The 19,570-nt window shown below is 37.9% G+C and carries 22 protein-coding genes and 1 pseudogene; 5 read left to right on the top strand and 18 right to left on the bottom strand.

The genetic code is table 11. The features are described from left to right. Positions 1–127: 127 nt before the first annotated feature. From A2U94_RS14915 to A2U94_RS14900, 4 genes and pseudogenes are all read right to left on the bottom strand, one after another. Positions 128–505, bottom strand: a complete 378-nt coding sequence (locus A2U94_RS14915) for a hypothetical protein (RefSeq protein WP_061786441.1) — start codon at positions 503–505, stop codon at positions 128–130. A 229-nt stretch (positions 506–734) separates the two neighbouring features. Further along, positions 735–1,190 carry a GNAT family N-acetyltransferase gene (locus A2U94_RS14910; RefSeq protein ID WP_062954697.1) on the bottom strand — a complete coding sequence of 152 codons (456 nt, stop codon included), beginning with the start codon at positions 1,188–1,190 and terminating at the stop codon, positions 735–737. Positions 1,191–1,212: 22 nt separating this feature from the next. Then, complete coding sequence (locus A2U94_RS14905) at positions 1,213–1,992, bottom strand: Cof-type HAD-IIB family hydrolase (RefSeq protein ID WP_025908004.1); 780 nt, start codon at positions 1,990–1,992, stop codon at positions 1,213–1,215. 109 nt (positions 1,993–2,101) lie between these two features. Then, a pseudogene (locus tag A2U94_RS14900) lies at positions 2,102–2,380 on the bottom strand (NAD(P)H-dependent oxidoreductase); the annotation flags it as partial. A gap of 211 nt (positions 2,381–2,591) precedes the next feature. Between A2U94_RS14900 and A2U94_RS14895 the strand changes: the two are divergent. Then, entirely contained in the window at positions 2,592–2,822 is a 231-nt protein-coding gene (locus A2U94_RS14895) for a hypothetical protein (protein ID WP_224840247.1), read from the top strand. A gap of 41 nt (positions 2,823–2,863) precedes the next feature. Here the strand turns inward: A2U94_RS14895 and A2U94_RS14890 are convergent, their stop codons facing one another. From A2U94_RS14890 to A2U94_RS14870, 6 genes are all read right to left on the bottom strand, one after another. Then, complete coding sequence (locus A2U94_RS14890; RefSeq protein ID WP_025908007.1) at positions 2,864–3,298, bottom strand: PH domain-containing protein; 435 nt, start codon at positions 3,296–3,298, stop codon at positions 2,864–2,866. A gap of 211 nt (positions 3,299–3,509) precedes the next feature. Further along, positions 3,510–4,211: a DUF554 domain-containing protein gene (locus A2U94_RS14885; protein WP_025908008.1), complete on the bottom strand. Its 702-nt coding sequence runs from the start codon at positions 4,209–4,211 to the stop codon at positions 3,510–3,512. A 104-nt stretch (positions 4,212–4,315) separates the two neighbouring features. Then, on the bottom strand, positions 4,316–4,738 hold the full coding sequence (locus A2U94_RS14880) for a hypothetical protein (RefSeq protein ID WP_025908009.1): 423 nt from the start codon (positions 4,736–4,738) through the stop codon (positions 4,316–4,318). A 629-nt stretch (positions 4,739–5,367) separates the two neighbouring features. Then, positions 5,368–5,520 (bottom strand): hypothetical protein, encoded by a 153-nt coding sequence (locus tag A2U94_RS21240; RefSeq protein WP_156413504.1) that lies wholly within the window; start codon positions 5,518–5,520, stop codon positions 5,368–5,370. A gap of 10 nt (positions 5,521–5,530) precedes the next feature. Next, positions 5,531–6,019, bottom strand: a complete 489-nt coding sequence (locus A2U94_RS14875) for a GNAT family N-acetyltransferase (RefSeq protein WP_062954696.1) — start codon at positions 6,017–6,019, stop codon at positions 5,531–5,533. Continuing rightward, positions 6,016–6,939: a DMT family transporter gene (locus A2U94_RS14870; RefSeq protein ID WP_062954694.1), complete on the bottom strand. Its 924-nt coding sequence runs from the start codon at positions 6,937–6,939 to the stop codon at positions 6,016–6,018. Before A2U94_RS14870 ends, A2U94_RS14875 begins: the two co-directional genes overlap by 4 nt. A gap of 366 nt (positions 6,940–7,305) precedes the next feature. On the opposite strand from A2U94_RS14870, the gene abc-f reads away from it, so the two are divergent. Next, positions 7,306–8,949, top strand: coding sequence for a ribosomal protection-like ABC-F family protein (abc-f, locus tag A2U94_RS14865; protein WP_061786604.1), 1,644 nt, complete (start codon positions 7,306–7,308; stop codon positions 8,947–8,949). A gap of 108 nt (positions 8,950–9,057) precedes the next feature. Here the strand turns inward: abc-f and A2U94_RS14860 are convergent, their stop codons facing one another. From A2U94_RS14860 to nagE, 7 genes are all read right to left on the bottom strand, one after another. After that, positions 9,058–9,771, bottom strand: coding sequence for a DUF2812 domain-containing protein (locus tag A2U94_RS14860; protein WP_062954692.1), 714 nt, complete (start codon positions 9,769–9,771; stop codon positions 9,058–9,060). Then, on the bottom strand, positions 9,768–10,085 hold the full coding sequence (locus tag A2U94_RS14855; protein WP_138116936.1) for a PadR family transcriptional regulator: 318 nt from the start codon (positions 10,083–10,085) through the stop codon (positions 9,768–9,770). Before A2U94_RS14855 ends, A2U94_RS14860 begins: the two co-directional genes overlap by 4 nt. Before the next feature lie 223 nt (positions 10,086–10,308). After that, positions 10,309–10,851 (bottom strand): DUF4241 domain-containing protein, encoded by a 543-nt coding sequence (locus A2U94_RS14850; protein ID WP_062954691.1) that lies wholly within the window; start codon positions 10,849–10,851, stop codon positions 10,309–10,311. A gap of 105 nt (positions 10,852–10,956) precedes the next feature. Next, positions 10,957–11,880 carry a class A beta-lactamase gene (gene bla / locus A2U94_RS14845; RefSeq protein WP_064484051.1) on the bottom strand — a complete coding sequence of 308 codons (924 nt, stop codon included), beginning with the start codon at positions 11,878–11,880 and terminating at the stop codon, positions 10,957–10,959. A gap of 196 nt (positions 11,881–12,076) precedes the next feature. Continuing rightward, positions 12,077–13,036 carry an ADP-ribosylglycohydrolase family protein gene (locus A2U94_RS14840; protein WP_353611595.1) on the bottom strand — a complete coding sequence of 320 codons (960 nt, stop codon included), beginning with the start codon at positions 13,034–13,036 and terminating at the stop codon, positions 12,077–12,079. Between the two features lie 93 nt (positions 13,037–13,129). Beyond that, positions 13,130–13,429 carry a hypothetical protein gene (locus tag A2U94_RS14835; RefSeq protein WP_025908018.1) on the bottom strand — a complete coding sequence of 100 codons (300 nt, stop codon included), beginning with the start codon at positions 13,427–13,429 and terminating at the stop codon, positions 13,130–13,132. 89 nt (positions 13,430–13,518) lie between these two features. Continuing rightward, positions 13,519–14,895 (bottom strand): N-acetylglucosamine-specific PTS transporter subunit IIBC, encoded by a 1,377-nt coding sequence (gene nagE, locus A2U94_RS14830; RefSeq protein WP_025908019.1) that lies wholly within the window; start codon positions 14,893–14,895, stop codon positions 13,519–13,521. 190 nt (positions 14,896–15,085) lie between these two features. On the opposite strand from nagE, the gene A2U94_RS14825 reads away from it, so the two are divergent. Then, the gene (locus A2U94_RS14825) at positions 15,086–15,376 is read left to right on the top strand and encodes a DUF3784 domain-containing protein (protein WP_224840234.1); all 291 of its coding nucleotides are present in this window, start codon (positions 15,086–15,088) and stop codon (positions 15,374–15,376) included. A 759-nt stretch (positions 15,377–16,135) separates the two neighbouring features. Continuing rightward, positions 16,136–17,251 (top strand): IS4 family transposase, encoded by a 1,116-nt coding sequence (locus A2U94_RS14820; protein ID WP_062954689.1) that lies wholly within the window; start codon positions 16,136–16,138, stop codon positions 17,249–17,251. A 164-nt stretch (positions 17,252–17,415) separates the two neighbouring features. Here A2U94_RS14820 and A2U94_RS14815 read toward each other — a convergent pair whose 3' ends face one another. After that, entirely contained in the window at positions 17,416–17,982 is a 567-nt protein-coding gene (locus A2U94_RS14815) for a hypothetical protein (RefSeq protein WP_064484050.1), read from the bottom strand. A gap of 443 nt (positions 17,983–18,425) precedes the next feature. On the opposite strand from A2U94_RS14815, the gene A2U94_RS14810 reads away from it, so the two are divergent. Further along, entirely contained in the window at positions 18,426–19,541 is a 1,116-nt protein-coding gene (locus A2U94_RS14810; protein WP_062954686.1) for an IS4 family transposase, read from the top strand. Positions 19,542–19,570: the final 29 nt, after the last annotated feature.

Below are 19,570 nucleotides of genomic sequence, written 5' to 3'. Positions count from 1 at the left end.
CTTCACGAAAAACAGCTGTAACATCTTTTCTAAAAACAGCTCATACTTTCTAAACCAACCTCTAAATTGTGTGAATAGATCATTGGCTTAAATACTTATTTTCTATACTCTTATGGTTTTGTCAGCACTATTCTAGAGGTAGTCTCGGCTTTTCATCTTGATAAATCGAATAAGTTTCTCCATACTTTTCGATATCTGTACACTGCTCATCACTACAGCCAAACAAATATGTACCTTCAGTTGTTCGAACGCTTACATTAAAATAATATGGATATCTGCCACCTTTATTTTTATCCATGCTGCTTTCTATAGATTTAATATCTTTTGTTTTAGCAATCTCTTGATAGTCTTTACTTTCAATTGTTCTTTGAATCATTTCATTTAGAATGATTTGTTCCTTTTCATCGGGATCATACATCCTATCAAAAGCATAATGCTTAACCAGCCAGTAAGCGTTCATTCCTACACTCATAACCAGTAAAATCTTAACTACTTTTTTCTTCATTTTAAATCGTCCTATTCTTTTACCATTTCTAAAACATTCTTCTGTCCATCAGGGCTTTCAACTACAATTAATTCGGTATTATTTATAACTACATAGCTATCAATTCATTCGTTACTATTACAGCCTGCTAGTAATATAGCAAAACAGAAGTTGATTAACAGGAAAAATTTTCTCATGCCGGTTCCTCCTATAAGTCAGAATGCATAGGTACGTTTCATTCCCATCTGTATTATTCTAGCTCTAAGCTCATCACAACACGTTCTTCATTCAATTCAAACTCGTTTTTTTGAAAAAAAGCTGCTGGCTTTCGGTGACCTTTTTCAGTAGATAAGTAGATTTGTGCTACTGCTTGCTGTTTGAGCTGTACTTTTAGAAATTCTAATAAGCTCGTCCCAATACCGCTAATTTGAGCATTGGTATCCACACAAATTTCGTTGAGATAAAAATACTTATTGTTTATCCACTGCTCTTCATTTCCCACGATAAAGCCTAGAAGCGGACCATTTTCGTCTTCAAAATAACCAATTCCTAGATAGCCAGGCGTTAAGCTAATATCCATTAACCGCTTATAAGAGCTTTGAAGCGTCCATGGTTCATTCCAAGGTTCCTCGTTAAATACACGCGCAAACAGCTTAGCTGCAGGCTTTAAATCTTTTATAGTAAGCTTTCGAATTGGTTGGTTCATTGTACACGTCCTTTCTTCTTTCTTATTGTGAAATGAGGTTATAATGTCTAAGGGCAAACTCCACGCCATCTTCATCTGATTTTTTCGTCACAAAATCAGCTATTTCCTTTAAGCGTTGACTACCATTTTCCATCGCAACACCAACACCTACAGTTTCAAGCATATCAATATCATTGTCACCATCCCCAAAAGCCATCGCCTCCGAAGGTTGTATCTTAAAGTACTCTAACACTTTTACAATCGCCTGCGACTTTGATACGTCTGTTTCCAATACGTTTACCACATATGGGTGCCAGCGACGAAACGTATAGTGAGGAAATCTAGCTCTGTATTGATTCACCACTTCATCCGTTCCAAACAGACAAAGTAAATAGATTTCTTCTTCGTAAATGGAAGGATGAGTGTCTGGATAGGTTTGAAGCGACAAGGTTTCGAATAAAGCAGCTAAAACACCCTCTTCCTGTACTCCGTTCATGTGAAAGCCTTTCGTGTAAAAAGATAGAGCATGCTGTTTGGAATCTGAGAATTCTACAAGCTCTTTTACGTTGGACTTGCTCATACTCACTTTATGTATAACTTCATTCTGATAAGTCACGTAACCACCATTTGCAGTAATAAACACATCAATACCTAGCTCTTTTAATTCTTCGCACATAGAGAGTGGGCGTCCAGTAGCTGCTACAATAATAATGCCAAGATTTCTTAATAAACTGATGGCACGCTTTGTACTCTCAGGTATTTCGCCGCTCTTGTGATGCGTTAGCGTACCATCAACGTCGAAAAAAATGATTTTGCAGCTCATATTTCCATTTCCTTTCTTTTAGTTCCATTTTAATCCATATACGCATTAAAAAAAAGCAAATAATAGAAAAAGCACCAAAACCCTGTTGGTTCTAGTGCTTAACTTACAATTATGAGAAGTGACGATCAATCGTCTCATTAATTTGAGTAAAGATTTTTTTGTAGCCTTCCTTATCTAAATAGCCGATACTTCCGAATAATAAATGATCAACAGGCTCAATTCTTGTAAAATCAAAAACCCCTACATCTGACGTGATTTTTAATCCAGCCGTCATGCCTATCTCATCATAAACAGCGCTTGGTGTTCCGTGGGTATTAATGATAAGACCTTTCTTTCCAGCTAGTAGCTTAGTAATACCTTCTTCACCAGTAGCATATGCAAAAGCATGGGGGATTGGAGCAAGAAACATTTGCAGTAACCTGCTGAATAGCTTCTGTATAAGAAGTTATTCAACAGGTTACTTTTTTCTTTTATTATCTTCATATAAATTAAAAACCAACAATTGTAAGCGTTATCTTATAAAAATACGTGTCATCAATACACAAACTCCTGAATATCTTTATATTAAAATACAATTAGGAGGCCTGATTGATTTGTTGATGTTAGAAACCGCTAAGCAAATCGTAAAGCATGTGTACCCGTTTGTCTGTGTGAACCGACACGATATCTTTAAAGGAGACGTTACTTCCTTGCAGCTCTCAAAATATTTAGATCTTCATCCTGCTCACGTACCATACGTCACTGCAACAATTATTTATTTACTCGAAGCAGACGGCTATGTGTCAAAGCCGCTGATAGAATACGGAGGTATTCGAAAATGTCTGCATTAAAAAAGAGGCGTGCTAAGCTAATAAAGCTTACTACGCCTCTTTTAAGCTTTTATCGTAAACGTGGCTCTTACTTTTAGAAACTGAACAAAGACCTCTGGATCACGAGGTGAAATCCGTATCGTTTTACGCTTGCTGTACTTGATTTGAATTTGTTGAGTCGAAAGTGCGGGCGCAATAAACGGTATTTTGACAAAGCAAATACTGCGAATTTCCTTTACATTTATTTTTTTCTTAAAAGGCCCATAATAAATAGTTAACGTTTGGCCTGTGAGGTAATACCCTGTGCGAAACCAAATCGAAAGCAAGAAAGCTGCAAAAAACGCTAAAACAGCTAGTCGGATGAAGTAATGATCTTGAATAAACGGAACCATAAAAATCCCCCATCCCATCACAAAAATTCCATCTACTAAAACCGCAATACTTATGCCCCAAATTAGATACGACAACCACCAATCTTTTTTAGACGGAAAGTACAAAGCTTTTCCTCCTTTTTCTATCCTTTGTTACTTAATCTACGATAGCAATGCTTCTAACTTACCTCTTTTTTAGATTTTCTGATTTTTTCAAACGGATTACTTAAAGCACCTCACTGCTCCCCGTACGCGTATTTTATATAGTGATCACAACAGAACGAGCTTTTCATCCATATTTTCCAGCAAAAAAGTAGACCTTCTGATAAAAGGTCTACTACATCCAAGCATATATTCCCGTCACTAATAAAATAGCAACAACGATTGCCGGCAGCAAATTGGCCACCTTGACTTTGGTAATTCCAATTAAATTTAAGCCGATTGCTAGAATCATAATGCCACCGGTTGCCGTCATTTCGATAATAAGCTGATCCATCAGTGCATCTGGAACTAATCGATCAATCTGTGCAGCAAAAACAGCTATTAATCCCTGATATAAAACAACAGCTATGGCTGAGAAAATAACGCCAATCCCAAGCGTTGTACTTAGTAACAGCGAGATAAATCCGTCCATTACGGCTTTTGTATACAACACGTCATGATTGCCGCGAATACCACTATCAAGAGCACCGATAATGGCCATTGCTCCCACAACGAAGATTAATGTTGCCGTTACAAAGCCTTCAGCAACACTTCCTTGACCGCTTCCTACCTTGCTTTCAATCCAAGAGCCAATTGACGAAAGCTTCTCTTCTAGCTTCAACGCTTCACCAGCTACTGTACCAATAACAAGGCTTAAAATCACGAGTAAAAATTGCTCGCTTTTCATGCCCATCTGAATTCCTAATACCGCAATTGCTAATCCGATTGCCTGCATGACGGTAGTTTTCATGCTTTCAGGAATGTTCCGACATAAGCTCCCTAAAAGCGTTCCAACAATAATGCCTAATCCATTTGCAAGCGTTCCTAATAAAACCATCTCTATACCTCTTTCACGCTGTATGTACATCCATCATCATACTACGTATTAGTCGATTTCGAAATGTTTTTATTATTTTTATAACATTTCAACAAGCCTTCTCTTTACTCATCCTCTGCCATCTTTAAATTCAGTACTTCTTCCTCATTTTTATAGATAATCTTCATTTTAAATACATCTTCTTTACATGTTCGATCATTAAGCGTACCAACTAAAAAAGAAACAGCGTTATCGTCCAATTTATTCATCATAGCTTTTACGTTTCCCGTTACCGTATCACCATCACTCGTTTGAATTTCAACCGTAATGTATTTCAATTGTTCTGGCGTTAGCTGAATCTCTTTTGGCTCTAGCGTTACCCAATTTGTTTTGCGCTCTTGATAAAGCTTGTGGTCATATATGTATTCAGCACTCCACTCTTTTCCTTCATCAGAGAAAACAGCTTGTCCTTCCACTTCTGTTTTCCCACCAAGTGAACAGCCCACTATACATATAAAAACAAAAGCTACAAGCAGTACTTTCTTCATTTATAATCCCCTTTATATCATCTTACTTCTCTATTTTTCTCACAGGAATAAACGCTTTATAACCAGTAAAGGATGGCTGACCTAGTTTTTCAAAGAAACAGGTATAAGTATCAGCTTATTCAAATAATGGAAAAATTTACACACCTCATTATAATCAAATTTTCCGATAGCTTCAATAAAAGAAAGTGAAAATAATTATACATTTTAAAATTATTGGAAAAATTCCTCGTTAGGAAAATAGCAGTATAAGGGTCTTAATTAATTAATAAAAAATGAGTTTGGGACATAACAAAATGATTGCTTCAAAAAAACGAACAATAGCTGTTCCCATCTCTTTAGTTTGTCTGAACACGTTCGTTCCATTGCGCTACGCCACACGCTTTCCGCGGGGAGGAGTCGAGTTTTCTACGCTCCTTTCCACCCTGTTTCCAAACTGGTTTTTCCCAATCAACAAAAAGCCTGAACGATTAAAAGTTGTGAACTCTCAATTGTTCAGGTATAGTAGGGGCTGAACTACTTATGTCTCAATCTCGGCACAACACTCCACTACTTAGAGTGCTTCATTTTATCAACATATAAGTAATAACCAATTCCAGCTCCGCTAAGACCACTAGCAGCACAGATTCGCATTAAACCACGAAAATGTCAATAAGTTCCATGTGTGACATTTCAATGAATCCTTCTCCTGAGTCCAATACCTCTTTATAAGGTACAAAAAACACACCTATACAAAAGCCTAAAGCAAGACCATATATAAAACCTTTTTCTACAAACTTTCCCAACCTAATCCTCTCACTTCACCCTTCCCATTATGAACACATCATGATATTCACCTGCATAGAAATGCGCTTTTTTTAGTTGCCCCTCTACTTGAAACCCTTTTTTCTCGTAGAGCTTCATTGCTTTTTTATTTGAGACACTCACCTCTAATTCTAAGCGGATCAGCCCTAAATAGTTGTCTGCAATGTCCAGTAGTGAATCCATAAGAGCACTGCCGACACCTTTTCCGTGATAGTCTGCATGAATAGAGATACCCACTACAGCAATATGACGTTGCTTTGCTGGTTTAACATGAAGACCAGCCATCCCAACCACTTTATCCTCAATCTCTGCCACCATTAAATGCGTATCATGATTCATACTGTTCATAAATTCGCTCGGTGTCTTCACACGCTCTGAAGGTACCGCTAACGTATGGCGCGCAACGGACGGCTGAATTCTAATTTCATGAACAGCCTCTGCGTCATTTGGATGTACGGGTCTAATTTTAAGATCAATCATTTCACACTCTCTCCTTCACGATATGAATAGTCTGGTTTCTTTTTCGTTTTCATCATCGTTAACCCCATGCCTCCGAAAATAAGGACAATGCCAACACTCTGTAAAATATCTGGTCTAAAGCCTGTTAGAAGCGTATCTAGTAGAATAGCTACCGCTGGATCTAAAAACACGAGAACCGAAATGACGTTTGACGATAAAAATCGTAAACTATCAAAAAACAGCAAATAGACGATACCAGTATGTATGATGCCTGTTGTAGCTACAACTATCCAGTTAATAGAAGATAGCTCAGAAAAAGAGTGAAAGCTAACGAGCGGAATCAGCATAAAGATTCCAACCAGGGTTTGTAAAAACGTTGTTGCATAAGGACTTAGCTCTCTAATCCCTTTACCTGCTAGCGCAGTGAATGCATAAAAGAACGCAGCCAAAAGCCCCCAAACCACCCCTGAAGAAAGTAAATCGCTCATTGATGTACCAGCATTAATCCCTGAAACCAAAAGAGTACCGATAAAACAAATCCCCAGCGACATCACCGATATAAGGGTTAACTTTTCTTTATAAAGGATAGCTCCTAAAAGCAAAACAAACACCGGTGCCAAATGATAGATTGAAATAGCAACCGTAACGGACGTTTGTTCAAATGCTTTAAATAAAAATACCCAGTTTAACACAAGAAACACGCCACACACTAACGTTTGAAAAATATCTTTTTTACTCCACTTTTCTTCTTTATACTTTCCAGTTAACACCCAACAAGTGCTTAAAAATAGCGTCGCGCACATGCATCTAACAAAAACAAGCTCCACTGACTGTAAATTAGACCGCTCTGAGAAAAAGCCGATTGAACCAAAAATAACCATGGATACAATCATCTTCAGCTTAGCAGATGAAGAATTGAGAGATGCTTGATTGTGATTCATTCCTTGCACCTCCTATAAAATTGAATTTATTTTACCATAAATATCCTAACGGGACGTAACAAATCTTGAAAAAGGCTTTATTTTCTAAATAGGGTTGCTCATTGTATGTAAGCATGCTACAATTTTCACTAATAAATACGAGAGGAATGATGGATGAACAATGGATAACTAACCTAATTTTTTACATTTGAAATTTCATAATTTCAAGTCTTAAAAACTTAGGATTAGTCTGCCCATTTTTCAACCATCCCTACAAGCGCTCTGCTTATAGGCTTCTTTATGCGGGACAATAATGCGGACTCGACTAATCCTTCCAATGAAATTGGGAGGATTTTTTTATTCTCCCTGTACCGAAGGGATGATTCGATGTTAGAACTACTACAATTACAAAAATTGAAGCTTGAGTTAGATGAATACACGCTGTTTAAAGATGTAAATGTAAGTATCCAGCAAGGTGACATTATAGGTATTATCGGTAAAAACGGTGCCGGCAAATCCACCTTGCTTCGCTTACTAACTGGAGATATGAATCCAACAGATGGAAAAATTCAGCACTTTCAGCCCAACCTTTCCATTTCTATGGTCGAGCAAGAAGCAAGCTCCTACTTATTTGAAGACGTGTCATCATCAGAAGAAACGCTTTTAAGGAAATGGAACGTGCCAACCGGCAACTTTCAGCGGCTGAGCGGTGGAGAAAAATTGAAAGCCCGCCTTGCAAGAGGTTTAGCGAACTACTCTGACCTTTTATTGTTAGATGAACCAACAAATCATCTAGATGCGGACAGCACGGCGCTTTTAATCAAAGAGATAAAGAAATACCGAGGAACGATCCTTTTGGTTTCCCATGACCGCTATTTTTTAGATCAGGTCGCAACAAAAATCTGGTCTATTGAGAATCAAAAAGTTATTGCGCACAGCGGAAACTACAGCGACTATATGAAACACCGTGAACAAGCTCGCCTTACCCAGCAGCGAGAATACGAAAAGCAACAAAAAATGAAAGAGCGTATCAACAAACAAATGAAGCAACTTACCGCTTGGTCACAGTCAGGTCATGCACGATCAACAAAAGAAGAAGGTTTTAAAGAATATCACCGCGTCAAAGCCAAGCGTTTAGATTCACAGGTGAAGTCAAAACAAAAGCGTCTTGAAAAAGAGCTGGAAAAGTTTAAAACAGAAGCTCCCGCTGAGGAGTATCAGGTTCAATTTTCATTTACCTCAACCCATAAGCACGGCAACCGCTTTTTAGAAGTAAAAGAGCTGGAAAAATCATTTATAGACCGTGTCTTATTTAAAGAAGCAAACTTCACGATTCAGCACGGTGAGAAAGTAGCGATTATAGGCCCTAACGGCAGCGGGAAAACGACGCTTTTACAAATGATAATGGAGAACGAAGCGCCGACAAAAGGCGAACTATGGATTTCCCCTTCTGCTCAAATTGGGTACTTAACGCAAGAAGTATTTGACCTTCCGCTTGACCAAACCCCAAAGGAGCTTTTTCATCGAGAAACATTTGAAGCTCGAGGGCATGTTCAAAACTTAATGAAGCATTTAGGCTTTGTCGCGTCACAGTGGAACGAGCCAATTGCCAACATGAGTATGGGTGAGCGCGTGAAATGTAAGCTGATGAAGTACATTCTAGACGAAAAAGACGTGCTGATTTTAGATGAACCCACCAATCACCTTGACTTACCTTCTCGAGAACAGCTCGAAAAAACGCTAGCGCAGTACAAAGGAACGCTGCTAGTCGTTTCTCATGACCACTATTTCGTTGAAAAGGTAACTACCGTGCAGCTGGTTATTGATAATGAACGAATTAAAAAGCAGATACAAACATCAGGCGATACGCCAAGCACCATCGATGACAAAGAAAAGCTCCGCTTAACGCTTGAAACGGAGCGCCAGGAAGTACTTGGGAAACTAAGTTTTCTTACACCAAATCATAAGGGTTATGCAGAGTTGGATTTGAAGTTTGTGGAACTGACGAAGAGGATTAAAGAGCTACAATAAGCATTCACTACTATTCAATTATTCACTTTTTCTAGTAAACTTGAATGACAAGAAAAAGCGATTAGAAACTAAAGAGTCTAATCGCTTTTCTCTGTTTGAGCTATTCATTTAAGCTTCGTTTCTCACTTTATGAAATAAAGACATAATCAGCCAGATCACTGCTGGAAAGACAGTTCCTCCAATAATCATATAGGCTAGCAGACGAGCTGAGTCATAATCACCGAATACCAAGACAAGAACTGCCATTATGACAAGAGCAGCTGGTATAATTTTCAACAAAGCAACTAAACCCTTCTTTTCCTCCACTTTCCATTTATTATTATAGGATGCGATGGCAGTCAAAGTTGCTGGAAAGGCAACAACTGTTAGCACGATACCAATCACAGTCAGCAGCGAATGTAAAACTCCAGAGCTCATCATCGTTCCCAACCACGCAAGCGCTGTGATTACTACTAATGAAATCGCGATATACCCCATGGAATTAGACAAGCTTTTATATTTTTCAACTAACGTCTCAGAGTCGCTATAAATTGCTTTTGTACCAGATTCTGCTCGAAACAAATGAATATCTCCTTCTGAAGTTACGTGAGACCACCCGGCGGATGCAAAAACATCAAAGTATTCATCTTCTTCTCCTACTTCAAGGGATCGGTAGTCTACGCTGTAGATATAGTCTGAGCTTTCTCCTTTTTCAAGCGTGTACCCCAAAAATTTAAAACCAGTAACGTGCCATCCTTTTAAAGAAAATCGGCGTAATTTTTTCATATCCTTCTCTTCAGCAAAAGCAAGGCCACCTGACGTGATGTACTTGGTTTGTTTCATTCTTCATCCTCCCCCAATCCCATTTCAGCTAGCTCAATCATCATTTTTCTAAGGGTTACATCTTCTCTAAGCACAGTTCTTCCTGCATCGGTAAGGAAATACGTTTTACGTCTTGAATCCGAAGCATCGTATAAGTAAATCCATTCTTTGTCTAACAGCTTTTTAATAATGGTATACATGGAAGCGGGCCCTATTGTAATTGTGCCCTTTGATGTTTCTTCGATTAAATTCATAATAGCATAGCCGTGCCTTGGCTTTGTTAAAGCTGCCATTATGTAAAACATTGAATCTGTTAACTGCTCTGTTTTTCCCAAATCCTCACCTCTTATATCACTTCAAGCTATATCACATTACGATATAACTAAATAAAATATATCATAATGTGATATAGCTGTCTAGATTGAATTTGGATTTTATTTCAAGATTAATGAAAGCAGAAAATAGGCCTTCCAAATACAAAAGTGCGTTCTCACAAGAGAGCGCACTTGAAGATTACCTTTATAAATGTTAACACTTTTATATAAAAGCAGTTTGTTTTTATTCCTCTTCTTCATCAAACCAAAAATCTAATAATACTGCGGCTATTTTTTGATTATCATATTGAACGTAAGCTGGATAGTAACCATCACCTATTCCAGCCATCGACACAACTCCACCAGGGACGATACCAGCTTCATATTCAGAAGATGCGACTGCATCGCAGCAAGCTACATAATACGTAAGACCTTCTTCATCCATATTAATCTCATGCACATTTTCCACTTCATATGTAATTGCGTCGTCTCTTCCATAAACGGATGCATCAAATATTCCTGCCGTGGCTGAATCTACTCCAACTTCTTTTCCAATGTCAATCCAATTATCAGTCATTTTAAAATCAGTGTGCGTAGCTACTAATTTACTTATCGTAAAATCATCTTCATAGAAAACTGTTGCGGTCCACTCACCCCTTTTAGCAGGTTCTAATCGCCATGCAAAATCGTCGCTGTCGTCTACCGCACACTCAATTGGATAACACGGATCTGAGATGATAAGCTGAAGATCAGTTACATGAAAGCTACCTAATTTTTTACTATTCATCTTGTATTCCCCTAACTATTTATCTTGCTTCTAATAAAAATGGCACTATAAAAACATAGTACCATTTTTAAGTTATCTTTTTATGAATTATTAAAACTTATTAAATTAATGGCTTTTACCTTTCAGCGCTTTCACTACTTCTTTTGTTGCTTCTGCAATAAGCTTGTCGTCATACGAAGCATCTTTTTCATTACGACTTGAAAGCACTGCAAGAACAATAGGATCACCTTTCTTTGGCCAAATGACGGCAATGTCATTACGCGTTCCATATAATCCTGCCCCTGTTTTGTCCGCTACTTCCCAATTCTTTGGTACTCCTGAACGAATCAATGCATCTCCTGTAGTATTTCGCTTCATCCAGTCAATTAAAAGCTCACGTTTTTCAACAGGAAGTGCATCTCCTAAAGTAAAAGCTTGAAGACTCGTAGCTAGCGCTTTCGCCGTACTCGTATCAGCGATTTCGCCTGGCGGTACGTCATTAAGCTCCGGCTCCATTCGTACAGGATTCGTTACATTATCTCCTAGTTCTCTAAGAGCTTTTTTAAATCCTATCGGTCCACCTATCTCTTCAAGAATAAGGTTTCCTGCTGTATTATCACTATAGCGAAGCGATGCATCAGATAGCTCTTTCAGCGTCATTCCTGCATCAACATATTTTTCTGTAACGGGGTTATAGTTCACTAAATCATCTCGCGTATATGTAATTCGTTTATCAAGGTCTTTAATGGAGTTTTTCTGCAGCAACACCCCAACGGCTAAAGCTTTGTGAGTAGACGTATAAGCAAAGCGTTCATTAGGACGGTAAGCAATTGTTTTATTTGTACCTGTATCCAGCGCATAGACACCAAGCTTAGCGTCGTACTTATTCTCAAGCTTAGCAAGCTTTCTTTCAATTGTAGTCTCGTGTTTCATTTCAGCTGATGAGATATTCCCTCCAGAAAAGCCAATAAGCGATACGCATGAAAAAATTAAAACGGGGGCGACTTTTTTTAATTTTAAACGATTAAAAATCCACTTCTTTAGTGTCATAATCATTCAACCTTTCCCTAATTAGTCATTTTACTGATAGCTTTATGGTACCATTTCTTAGGAGTAGTCGATGTGAGATATGTATGATACTCACATGATATAAATCTGAATATTCTTTCTATTAATGGTGCTAATCCATAAAAAAATTCTTTCTTTTAATAGAAAGAGCTCTATTAATTTATAAGCTTGGACTTCTTCACTCTGCACAATGAAGGTAAAAGTGATCAAGAGTGTCCAGTATCTTCTTTTTACCTGCTAGCTGTTCAATCCACTTTGTTGGTATGCCATGCATTTCATAATACATACCTGCAAAAACTCCTGTTAAAAGAGCAACCGTATCGGTATCATTGCCAAGGTTTACAGCCATTAATACTGCATCAGCATAGTCATCAGCATGTAGCAAACACCACACCGCCGCTTCTAACGAATGCACCACATAGCCATCTGACTTGATGTCACCTCGGTGTAAATGAACAAGATCTGATTCAAGCAGCCTTGCATAATGCTGAATTTCGTTCTCATACACTGTTCCCACTATGTGTTCTTGGCAAAACTCACTTAGCATCCGATTCGCTTCAAGCGGTGTCTTATCATTGTAAAGTGCGTTCATAAACTCTAGATATAAAATACATCCCAAGGTCGATCGCGGATGACGGTGAGTCACTTCGGCTATACGTTTAATCTCACCAATTCGTTTTTTCACACTTTTTTCTTGAATGAGCGTAAAAAATAAAGGCGCAATTCGCATGAGCGCTCCGTTTCCATTGTCGTACTCAGAACTTCCTCCCCATTCTTCAAGTGGTAGTCTTTGCTTATAGCGATAAATTGCTTCATTTGTTGCAATGCCGATATCAAACATTTTGCCGTATGGGGTCCAGTATCCATTATCACGATAATGGGCAAACTTGTGCATCAACCCTACTTCATCTTCATTTTCTAGTATATTTTCAACTAAACACATCGTTAATGACGTATCATCAGACCACGTCCCAGGAGGTTGATTATATGTACCATACCCTGTCATTTCAGTAACCTTAAATAAAGCTCGATTTTTGAATTCTACCGGTACTTCCAGTCCATCTCCTACAATCCCGCCTAACATCGCAGGATACAGCTTCCTTTTTAATAGTTGCTTATTATCTTCTTTACTTCCCACTGTATCAGCCCCTTATACTACCTTTTTTTCGATCATATCATAAGTAAAAATATGCAGTCTCTTTGACTTATACTTAAAGAAGGCTCTTCTTTTTTAAGAAGAGCTTTTATGTTTCTTTTCTAAGAAGTAATAATATATATTCACCAGTGAAAAATAAACTACCGCTGAACCAAAAATAAAGGCTAAAAACTCTTTTAACTTTTTCCCTTTCAGCATTTCTTCTGTTTTTAAGTAAAGCTCCATATTTTCATTCAGTGACACTAACGTTGTGAAGATTGAAAGGAGCATTCCAGCAATAGCAAAAATCCCGTACAGATTTAGAACGCTTCTAATCGTTAGCTTCTTTTTCACTACGACTTTTACTGGTTTAGACGTTTGGAGATTTGAATTCATGACATCTCTCCTTATCGAAATGTTATATTTTACTATTTTAGCATAAATAGTAAAAAAAGGAGCTACTCCTTACGAGTAGCTCCTTCTCTTTACATCTTTTTCAACTCATTGGCTAAAAACTCAACGTCTGTGCCGACAACTATTTGAAGGTCTTGGCCACTTAGCTTTAGTACACCTTTCGCTCCCAACCTTTTTAGCTCAACTTCATTTATGATACTCGTATCTTTGACTTTTAAACGAAGGCGCGTCACACAATTATCCACTTCAAGTAAGTTTCCTCTTCCGCCAAGTGCTTCTGCGTAAGCTTTCGCAAGGTCACCGTAACTACCTGTTAACGCTCCGCTTTCTTCAAATTCTCCTTCTACTTCATCTTCACGCCCCGGTGTTTTTAGATCAAGCTTAATAATTAAATAGTAGAAAATCATAAAGTACAGCAGCGCATAAATGAGGCCAACACCGGCTAAAAGCAGCGGTTTCTGTGCAATTCCAAAATTTAAGAAGTAGTCGATGGCTCCCGCTGAAAATCCAAAGCCGTGATGAATATCAAGCAGGTACGTAATCGACATAGCAGAACCGGTTAAAATAGCGTGAATCACGTATAACACCGGCGATAAAAACATAAATAAAAATTCAATTGGCTCCGTAATCCCTGTTAAAAACGAGGTAAGTGCTAAACCTGCAAATACACCCATCATCGCTTTTCGACGCTCTTTTTTCGCAGCGGCAACCATGGCAAATGCAGCTGCTGGAAGGCCAAACATCATGATAGGGAAAAAGCCCGTCATAAACATTCCCGCAGAAGGATCTTTTGCTAAAAAGCGCCATAGGTCTCCTTTTATAACTTCACCCGCAGCGTTTGTAAACTCACCAAACTCAAACCAAACGAGCGTATTTAAAATATGATGCAAGCCAAGCGGAATTAGCATACGATTTAAGAACCCAAATACTCCGACTCCCGCTGCTCCAGCTCCGATAATCCACTCACCAATATTATCGATAAAGTGCTGAACAAAGATCCAAACATACCCAAACACAAAAGCCAACACAAGCATCACAAGCGATGTGACAATTGGCACAAAACGTTTTCCACCAAAGAAGCCAAGCCAGTCTGGTAATTTAATAGTATGATAGCGGTTATATAAAAGCCCGGCAATGACCCCAGCGATAATTCCTCCAAGCACGCCCATATTAATCTCTTCATTAATAGCAGCCGCTCCTTCTGTCAGTACAAAGTACCCGACAGCACCTGCTAACGCAGCGGCTCCGCTGCCATCTCTTGAAAATCCAATCGCAACTCCTATTGCAAACAAAAGAGCTAAATGCCCGAAAACAGCGTCACCCGCTGCCGATATAAACGGTATACCTAAGAAGTCATCTTGACCCAACCGGAGCAAAAGCGCAGCAGCAGGCATAATCGCAATCGGAAGCATTAACGATTTACCGATTTTTTGAAGAAAACCTAACATAACAAACACCCCTCTTTTTTAGGATATACTACATAGTTATGTAAGCGTTTTCTTTATTAGCCCATGCTATCTGCTCAGACAAGTTGTTTTTTTTCAAATATATGAAACCTTTCAATTCGCTCGTCGTATAGTCTAGAAACCCTAAAAAGGAGGAATTCTTATCGGAGAAGCGATTGTTCCTTTTATTATTTTGATTCCTTTTCTTATTCTCGCGTTTGTTCTTTCAAAAGGAAAAGGCGGTTTTTTGATCGCCGGCTATAATACCTTACCCGCTGAGAAAAAAGCGGAATACGATGAGGTGGCTCTCTGTAAATTTATGGGCAAGATCATGTATGCCATTTCGCTTGGGATTTTGCTGGTAGGTTTAAGCGAAGTGCTCGCCAACCAGCTGCTATTAGTTATTGGTATCATAGTGTTTGTCGTATCAATTGTGTTTGCGCTCATTTATTTGAATACAGGCAATCGTTTTAAGAAAAGATAGACATAAGAAATCCGCTTATGCCTAAGCTTTTATTTATCATACAAAACAAGGTGAATACGCCACCACTCTACGTACATGATCTAAAAGTATTTGGCCGTAGCTTTTTGATTATGAATAACTTAAAGCGATTGTGGGAAATAACAAAATAATGACTTCTAAACAATGAACCATTACGATTCTCATCTTTTTGGGCTGTCCACACGCACACGTTCCAATCACGTGAATTTCAATAAGTGAGATGAAACAGAGTTCCCACACCCATTTTCTCGACAAAAAACCTGAGCCATTAAGAGTCTTGCCCCCCCATGTTAAGAACTATTGTATTTCAACCCACGCATCCATATAGGATGCGACAGCGACTTTCAACCAAAATATGTTAAAAACCACATTAATTCTTAAGAAAATAGCTAAAAAACTGTTAAAAGATTGTACATTCTTTCAAAAAATGAACTATCTTAACCGAATTTGCTTCATAATAAGGTACGAATGTCCCAGGTAGTTTATGTGAGCTTGATACTCGCACCTAACATGCTGGAAACATTTCTTTAGTTAGTACTCATTTGTTTATTAACATCATAACATATTTATCCAAATATTTCTTTTTTATTACATAAATTATCACTAGTGTTGCATTAATTTATTTTCACTATTAAAAATACTCAAAATGTTCAATTTTATTATTTTGTGCAAAGAAAAAGCCCTTTATAATGGATAAGTCAGGTGGTAACCCGTCCAAATCCACTAAAAAAGGACCAACTCATGGACAAGATTACACGAAAAACTTCATTTGGACAATGGTTTTCACCAATAAATCTTCAACTTTTTGAAGAAACCGTGAAAACGTTGAAAGTAGATTACTATACGAAAAATCTAAAAACAGACTCGTTTCTAAAATTACTCCTTTTTGCACAGCTACAAGAAGTCGAAAGTTTGCATGAGCTAAGCGATTGTCTTTTCGACGACCAACTACAAAAAGGCATTGATCTTGATTCAATCAGTATTTCTCAGCTCTCACGCCGATTAAACGGTATAAATCCAGATTTATTTCAAAGGCTTTTCCTTGATTTAGTCGCACAAATTCATGCAAAAACACATTATACAAAGCTTATTATGCCGTTAAAAATCATTGATTCAAGCACATTGCCACTTAATTTGACCAATCATAAATGGGCAAAGTTCCGCAAAACAAAAGCGGGTGTCAAGTTGCATTTGAGACTTGTGTTTATGGAAAAAGGGAGTTCCTATCCTGAAAAGGCTGTTTTAACAACGGCAAAAGAACATGATCGTGGTCAGCTTGAAATCATGGTTGATGATAAAGAATGCATGTATGTGTTTGACCGTGGCTACCTAGATTACGAGCGCTTTGACCGAATGACAGATGATGGTTACTTTTTTCTTTCAAGGCTACGGAAAAACGCAGTCATACGGGAAGTTTATAATTTTAAACTACCCGAGAATTCAGCTGTTTTGTCAGATCAAATGGTGTTGATTAGTACGACTCAAAACCGTGCTGAAAATTACTTTCGTCTTCTAAAAGTGATGGATTCAAAAGGAAATGAACTGCATTTAATTACCAATCGTTTTGATTTGAGTGCCGAAGAAATTTCAGAGATGTACAAATCACGGTGGGCAATTGAGTTGTTCTTTAAATGGATCAAACAGCATCTCAGCATCAAAAAGTTCTACGGTCAAAGTGAATGGGCGATTCAAAACCAAGTGTTTATCGCACTGATTGTTTTTTGCCTACATGTTCTCGTACAACTTGAAACAAGAAGTAAGCGAAAAACCTTACAAATTAGCCGTTATTTAAGGGCTGCATTGTGGAAACCAGCCCATATCTGGCTTCGAAAGATTGAAGGGAAAGCCATCCCTTAATAAGCAAATTGTTGTTGTCGCACAAGTCTAATTGTAAAAAAAACCCAAATGGATGGAGCCACCTTTGAATAGGTATTTACCTTTTTGGCTCTAAACAAGGAGGATAATCAGACTGAAAATTGCGACAATATTTATGCAACACTAGTGTAAAAAGATATAGAATATTACTTTCTCTCAACTTTTGCAATAAAGTATTTTTGAGTACCACTTGTACCTATCCACTCAATTTTGTATTCATTATTTAGTTGATAAACAATATCCTTCTTTCCTGTTGGTTTCTGTATTGAACCCCTTAGAAGTTTTTCCTTTCTAAAAAGACGATAAATTCCGTCATCCCCCTTATTGTTATAAAATAATGGGTCATTTACAACCACCAAACAATACGCTGTAGAAAAATTTGAATCAACAAGTTGTTCGAGGAACTTAATATCCTTACAAATTGAAAACATTTGCTCTGGATACTGTCCATTCGTTGGATATTTTATCTCAATACAGTGCTTTTCATTGGTAAAATGATTGAAAACTACAATATCCATTTCCTTTTTAAGAAGAACCTCTTTTCTTAATCCAAAGTAATTGATATTCCTTTCCAATTGTATTTTATACTCTTTTGGAAGATTTGCTCTCAAGAATATCGCCAATTCAAACTGGATGCTAAACTCATTGTAAATTTCTATATTGCCGTTAGAAACTTGATTCATGAACTCCACCATTTGGTTTTTTAAATCCATAATCACTACCTCCTTCTTTTCTACTGTTAAAGGGTAAATAATCTTCCTCGAAACACATATACCAGCACCCAGACTCATCTTGTTTACAAATAGCTTTTCTTGCTTCCTGCAGTCCTTCTGGGGCAAAGCAATATGCACAAACCCGTTCCAATTCAAACTCTCTGTCATTATAACGATAAACCATTAAAGCATTGGACTTTTGCCTCTTATTTTTTTAAAGAATTAAGTCGTTAAGGTATTCTATCCTTTCAACTGATTCGACAAATTGTATGCCAATAACATTATGAGGGATATATTCCTTTTCACTAGTGTTGCATTAAAATAATTTCAGTTTTAAAAACACTCAAAGTCTTCAATAATCTCGTTTTGCGTAAAGAAAAAGTCCTTTATAATGGATAAAGTCAGGTGGTCACCCGTCCAAATCCATTAAAAAGGACCCACGTATGAACAAGATTACACCAAAAACTTCATTTGGACAATGGTTTTCACCCATCAATCTTCAATTATTTGAAGAAAACGTGAAAACGATGAAATTAGACTACTATACGAAAAAATTAACGACGGAATCGTTCTTTAAATTACTCCTTTTTGCACAGCTGCAAGAAATTGAAAGTCTGCACGCACTTACAGATTGTCTTTTCGAAGAACAGCTTCAAAAAGGGATCGACCTTGATTCCATCAGTATTTCTCAGCTGTCACGCCGGTTAAATGGCATGAATCCAGATCTCTTTCAACGGCTTTTCCTGGATTTAGTGACACAAATTCATGCCAAAACGCACTACACGAAACTCGTGATGCCGTTAAAAATCCTTGATTCAAGTACATTACCATTCAATTTGACCAATCATAGATGGGCAACGTTCCGCAAAACAAAAGCAGGTGTGAAATTACATCTACGTCTTGTCTTTATGGAAAAAGGGACATCGTATCCTGAAAAAGCCGTTGTGACAACGGCAAAAGAACATGATCGCGGTCAACTTGAAGTCATGATCGATGACAAAGAATGCATGTACGTGTTTGACCGTGGCTACCTCGATTACGAGCGATTTGACCGCATGACAGATGATGGCTACTTTTTTCTTTCAAGGCTGCGGAAAAACGCCGTCATACGGGAAGTTTACGACTTCAAACTGCCAAACGATACGACCGTTTTATCAGATCAAATGGTGTTGATTGGCACGACGCAAAATCGAGCAGAAAATTATTTCCGTCTACTAAAAGTTATGGATTCAAAAGGAAATGAGCTCCATTTAATCACGAATCGCTTTGATTTGAGTGCCGAAGAAATGTCTGAGATGTACAAATCGCGCTGGGCAATTGAGTTGTTTTTCAAATGGATTAAACAGCATCTCCGCATCAAAAAGTTTTACGGACAAAGTGAATGGGCGATTCACAACCAAGTGTTGATCGCACTTATCGTCTTTTGTCTGCATGTACTCGTGCAGCTCGAAACAAAAAGTAAGCGAAAACTCCTGCAAATTAGCCGTTATTTAAGGGCTGCTTTGTGGAAGCCAGCACATATCTGGCTTCGAAAAATTAAAGGGGAAGCTGTCCCTTAATGAGCAAATGATCGTTGTCTCTTTTGTCT

The organism is Bacillus sp. VT 712 (assembly GCF_001614195.1).
In the GTDB taxonomy this organism is placed as follows: domain Bacteria; phylum Bacillota; class Bacilli; order Bacillales; family Bacillaceae_H; genus Priestia; species Priestia flexa.
This window is presented reverse-complemented; position numbering and strand designations above follow the sequence as displayed.

Coding starts and splice junctions, on each gene's coding strand:
- nagE (WP_025908019.1), bottom strand. CDS start 14,895: ATGTTAGGTTTTCTTCAAAAAATCGGTAAATCGTTAATGCTTCCGATT.
- A2U94_RS14905 (WP_025908004.1), bottom strand. CDS start 1,992: ATGAGCTGCAAAATCATTTTTTTCGACGTTGATGGTACGCTAACGCAT.
- A2U94_RS14850 (WP_062954691.1), bottom strand. CDS start 10,851: ATGAATAGTAAAAAATTAGGTAGCTTTCATGTAACTGATCTTCAGCTT.
- A2U94_RS14910 (WP_062954697.1), bottom strand. CDS start 1,190: ATGAACCAACCAATTCGAAAGCTTACTATAAAAGATTTAAAGCCTGCA.
- A2U94_RS14810 (WP_062954686.1), top strand. CDS start 18,426: ATGAACAAGATTACACCAAAAACTTCATTTGGACAATGGTTTTCACCC.
- A2U94_RS14820 (WP_062954689.1), top strand. CDS start 16,136: ATGGACAAGATTACACGAAAAACTTCATTTGGACAATGGTTTTCACCA.
- A2U94_RS14860 (WP_062954692.1), bottom strand. CDS start 9,771: ATGAAACAAACCAAGTACATCACGTCAGGTGGCCTTGCTTTTGCTGAA.
- A2U94_RS14880 (WP_025908009.1), bottom strand. CDS start 4,738: ATGAAGAAAGTACTGCTTGTAGCTTTTGTTTTTATATGTATAGTGGGC.
- A2U94_RS14835 (WP_025908018.1), bottom strand. CDS start 13,429: ATGAATTCAAATCTCCAAACGTCTAAACCAGTAAAAGTCGTAGTGAAA.
- A2U94_RS14915 (WP_061786441.1), bottom strand. CDS start 505: ATGAAGAAAAAAGTAGTTAAGATTTTACTGGTTATGAGTGTAGGAATG.
- abc-f (WP_061786604.1), top strand. CDS start 7,306: ATGTTAGAACTACTACAATTACAAAAATTGAAGCTTGAGTTAGATGAA.
- A2U94_RS14870 (WP_062954694.1), bottom strand. CDS start 6,939: ATGAATCACAATCAAGCATCTCTCAATTCTTCATCTGCTAAGCTGAAG.
- A2U94_RS14885 (WP_025908008.1), bottom strand. CDS start 4,211: ATGGTTTTATTAGGAACGCTTGCAAATGGATTAGGCATTATTGTTGGA.
- A2U94_RS14875 (WP_062954696.1), bottom strand. CDS start 6,019: ATGATTGATCTTAAAATTAGACCCGTACATCCAAATGACGCAGAGGCT.
- A2U94_RS14815 (WP_064484050.1), bottom strand. CDS start 17,982: ATGGATTTAAAAAACCAAATGGTGGAGTTCATGAATCAAGTTTCTAAC.
- A2U94_RS14895 (WP_224840247.1), top strand. CDS start 2,592: ATGTTAGAAACCGCTAAGCAAATCGTAAAGCATGTGTACCCGTTTGTC.
- bla (WP_064484051.1), bottom strand. CDS start 11,880: ATGACACTAAAGAAGTGGATTTTTAATCGTTTAAAATTAAAAAAAGTC.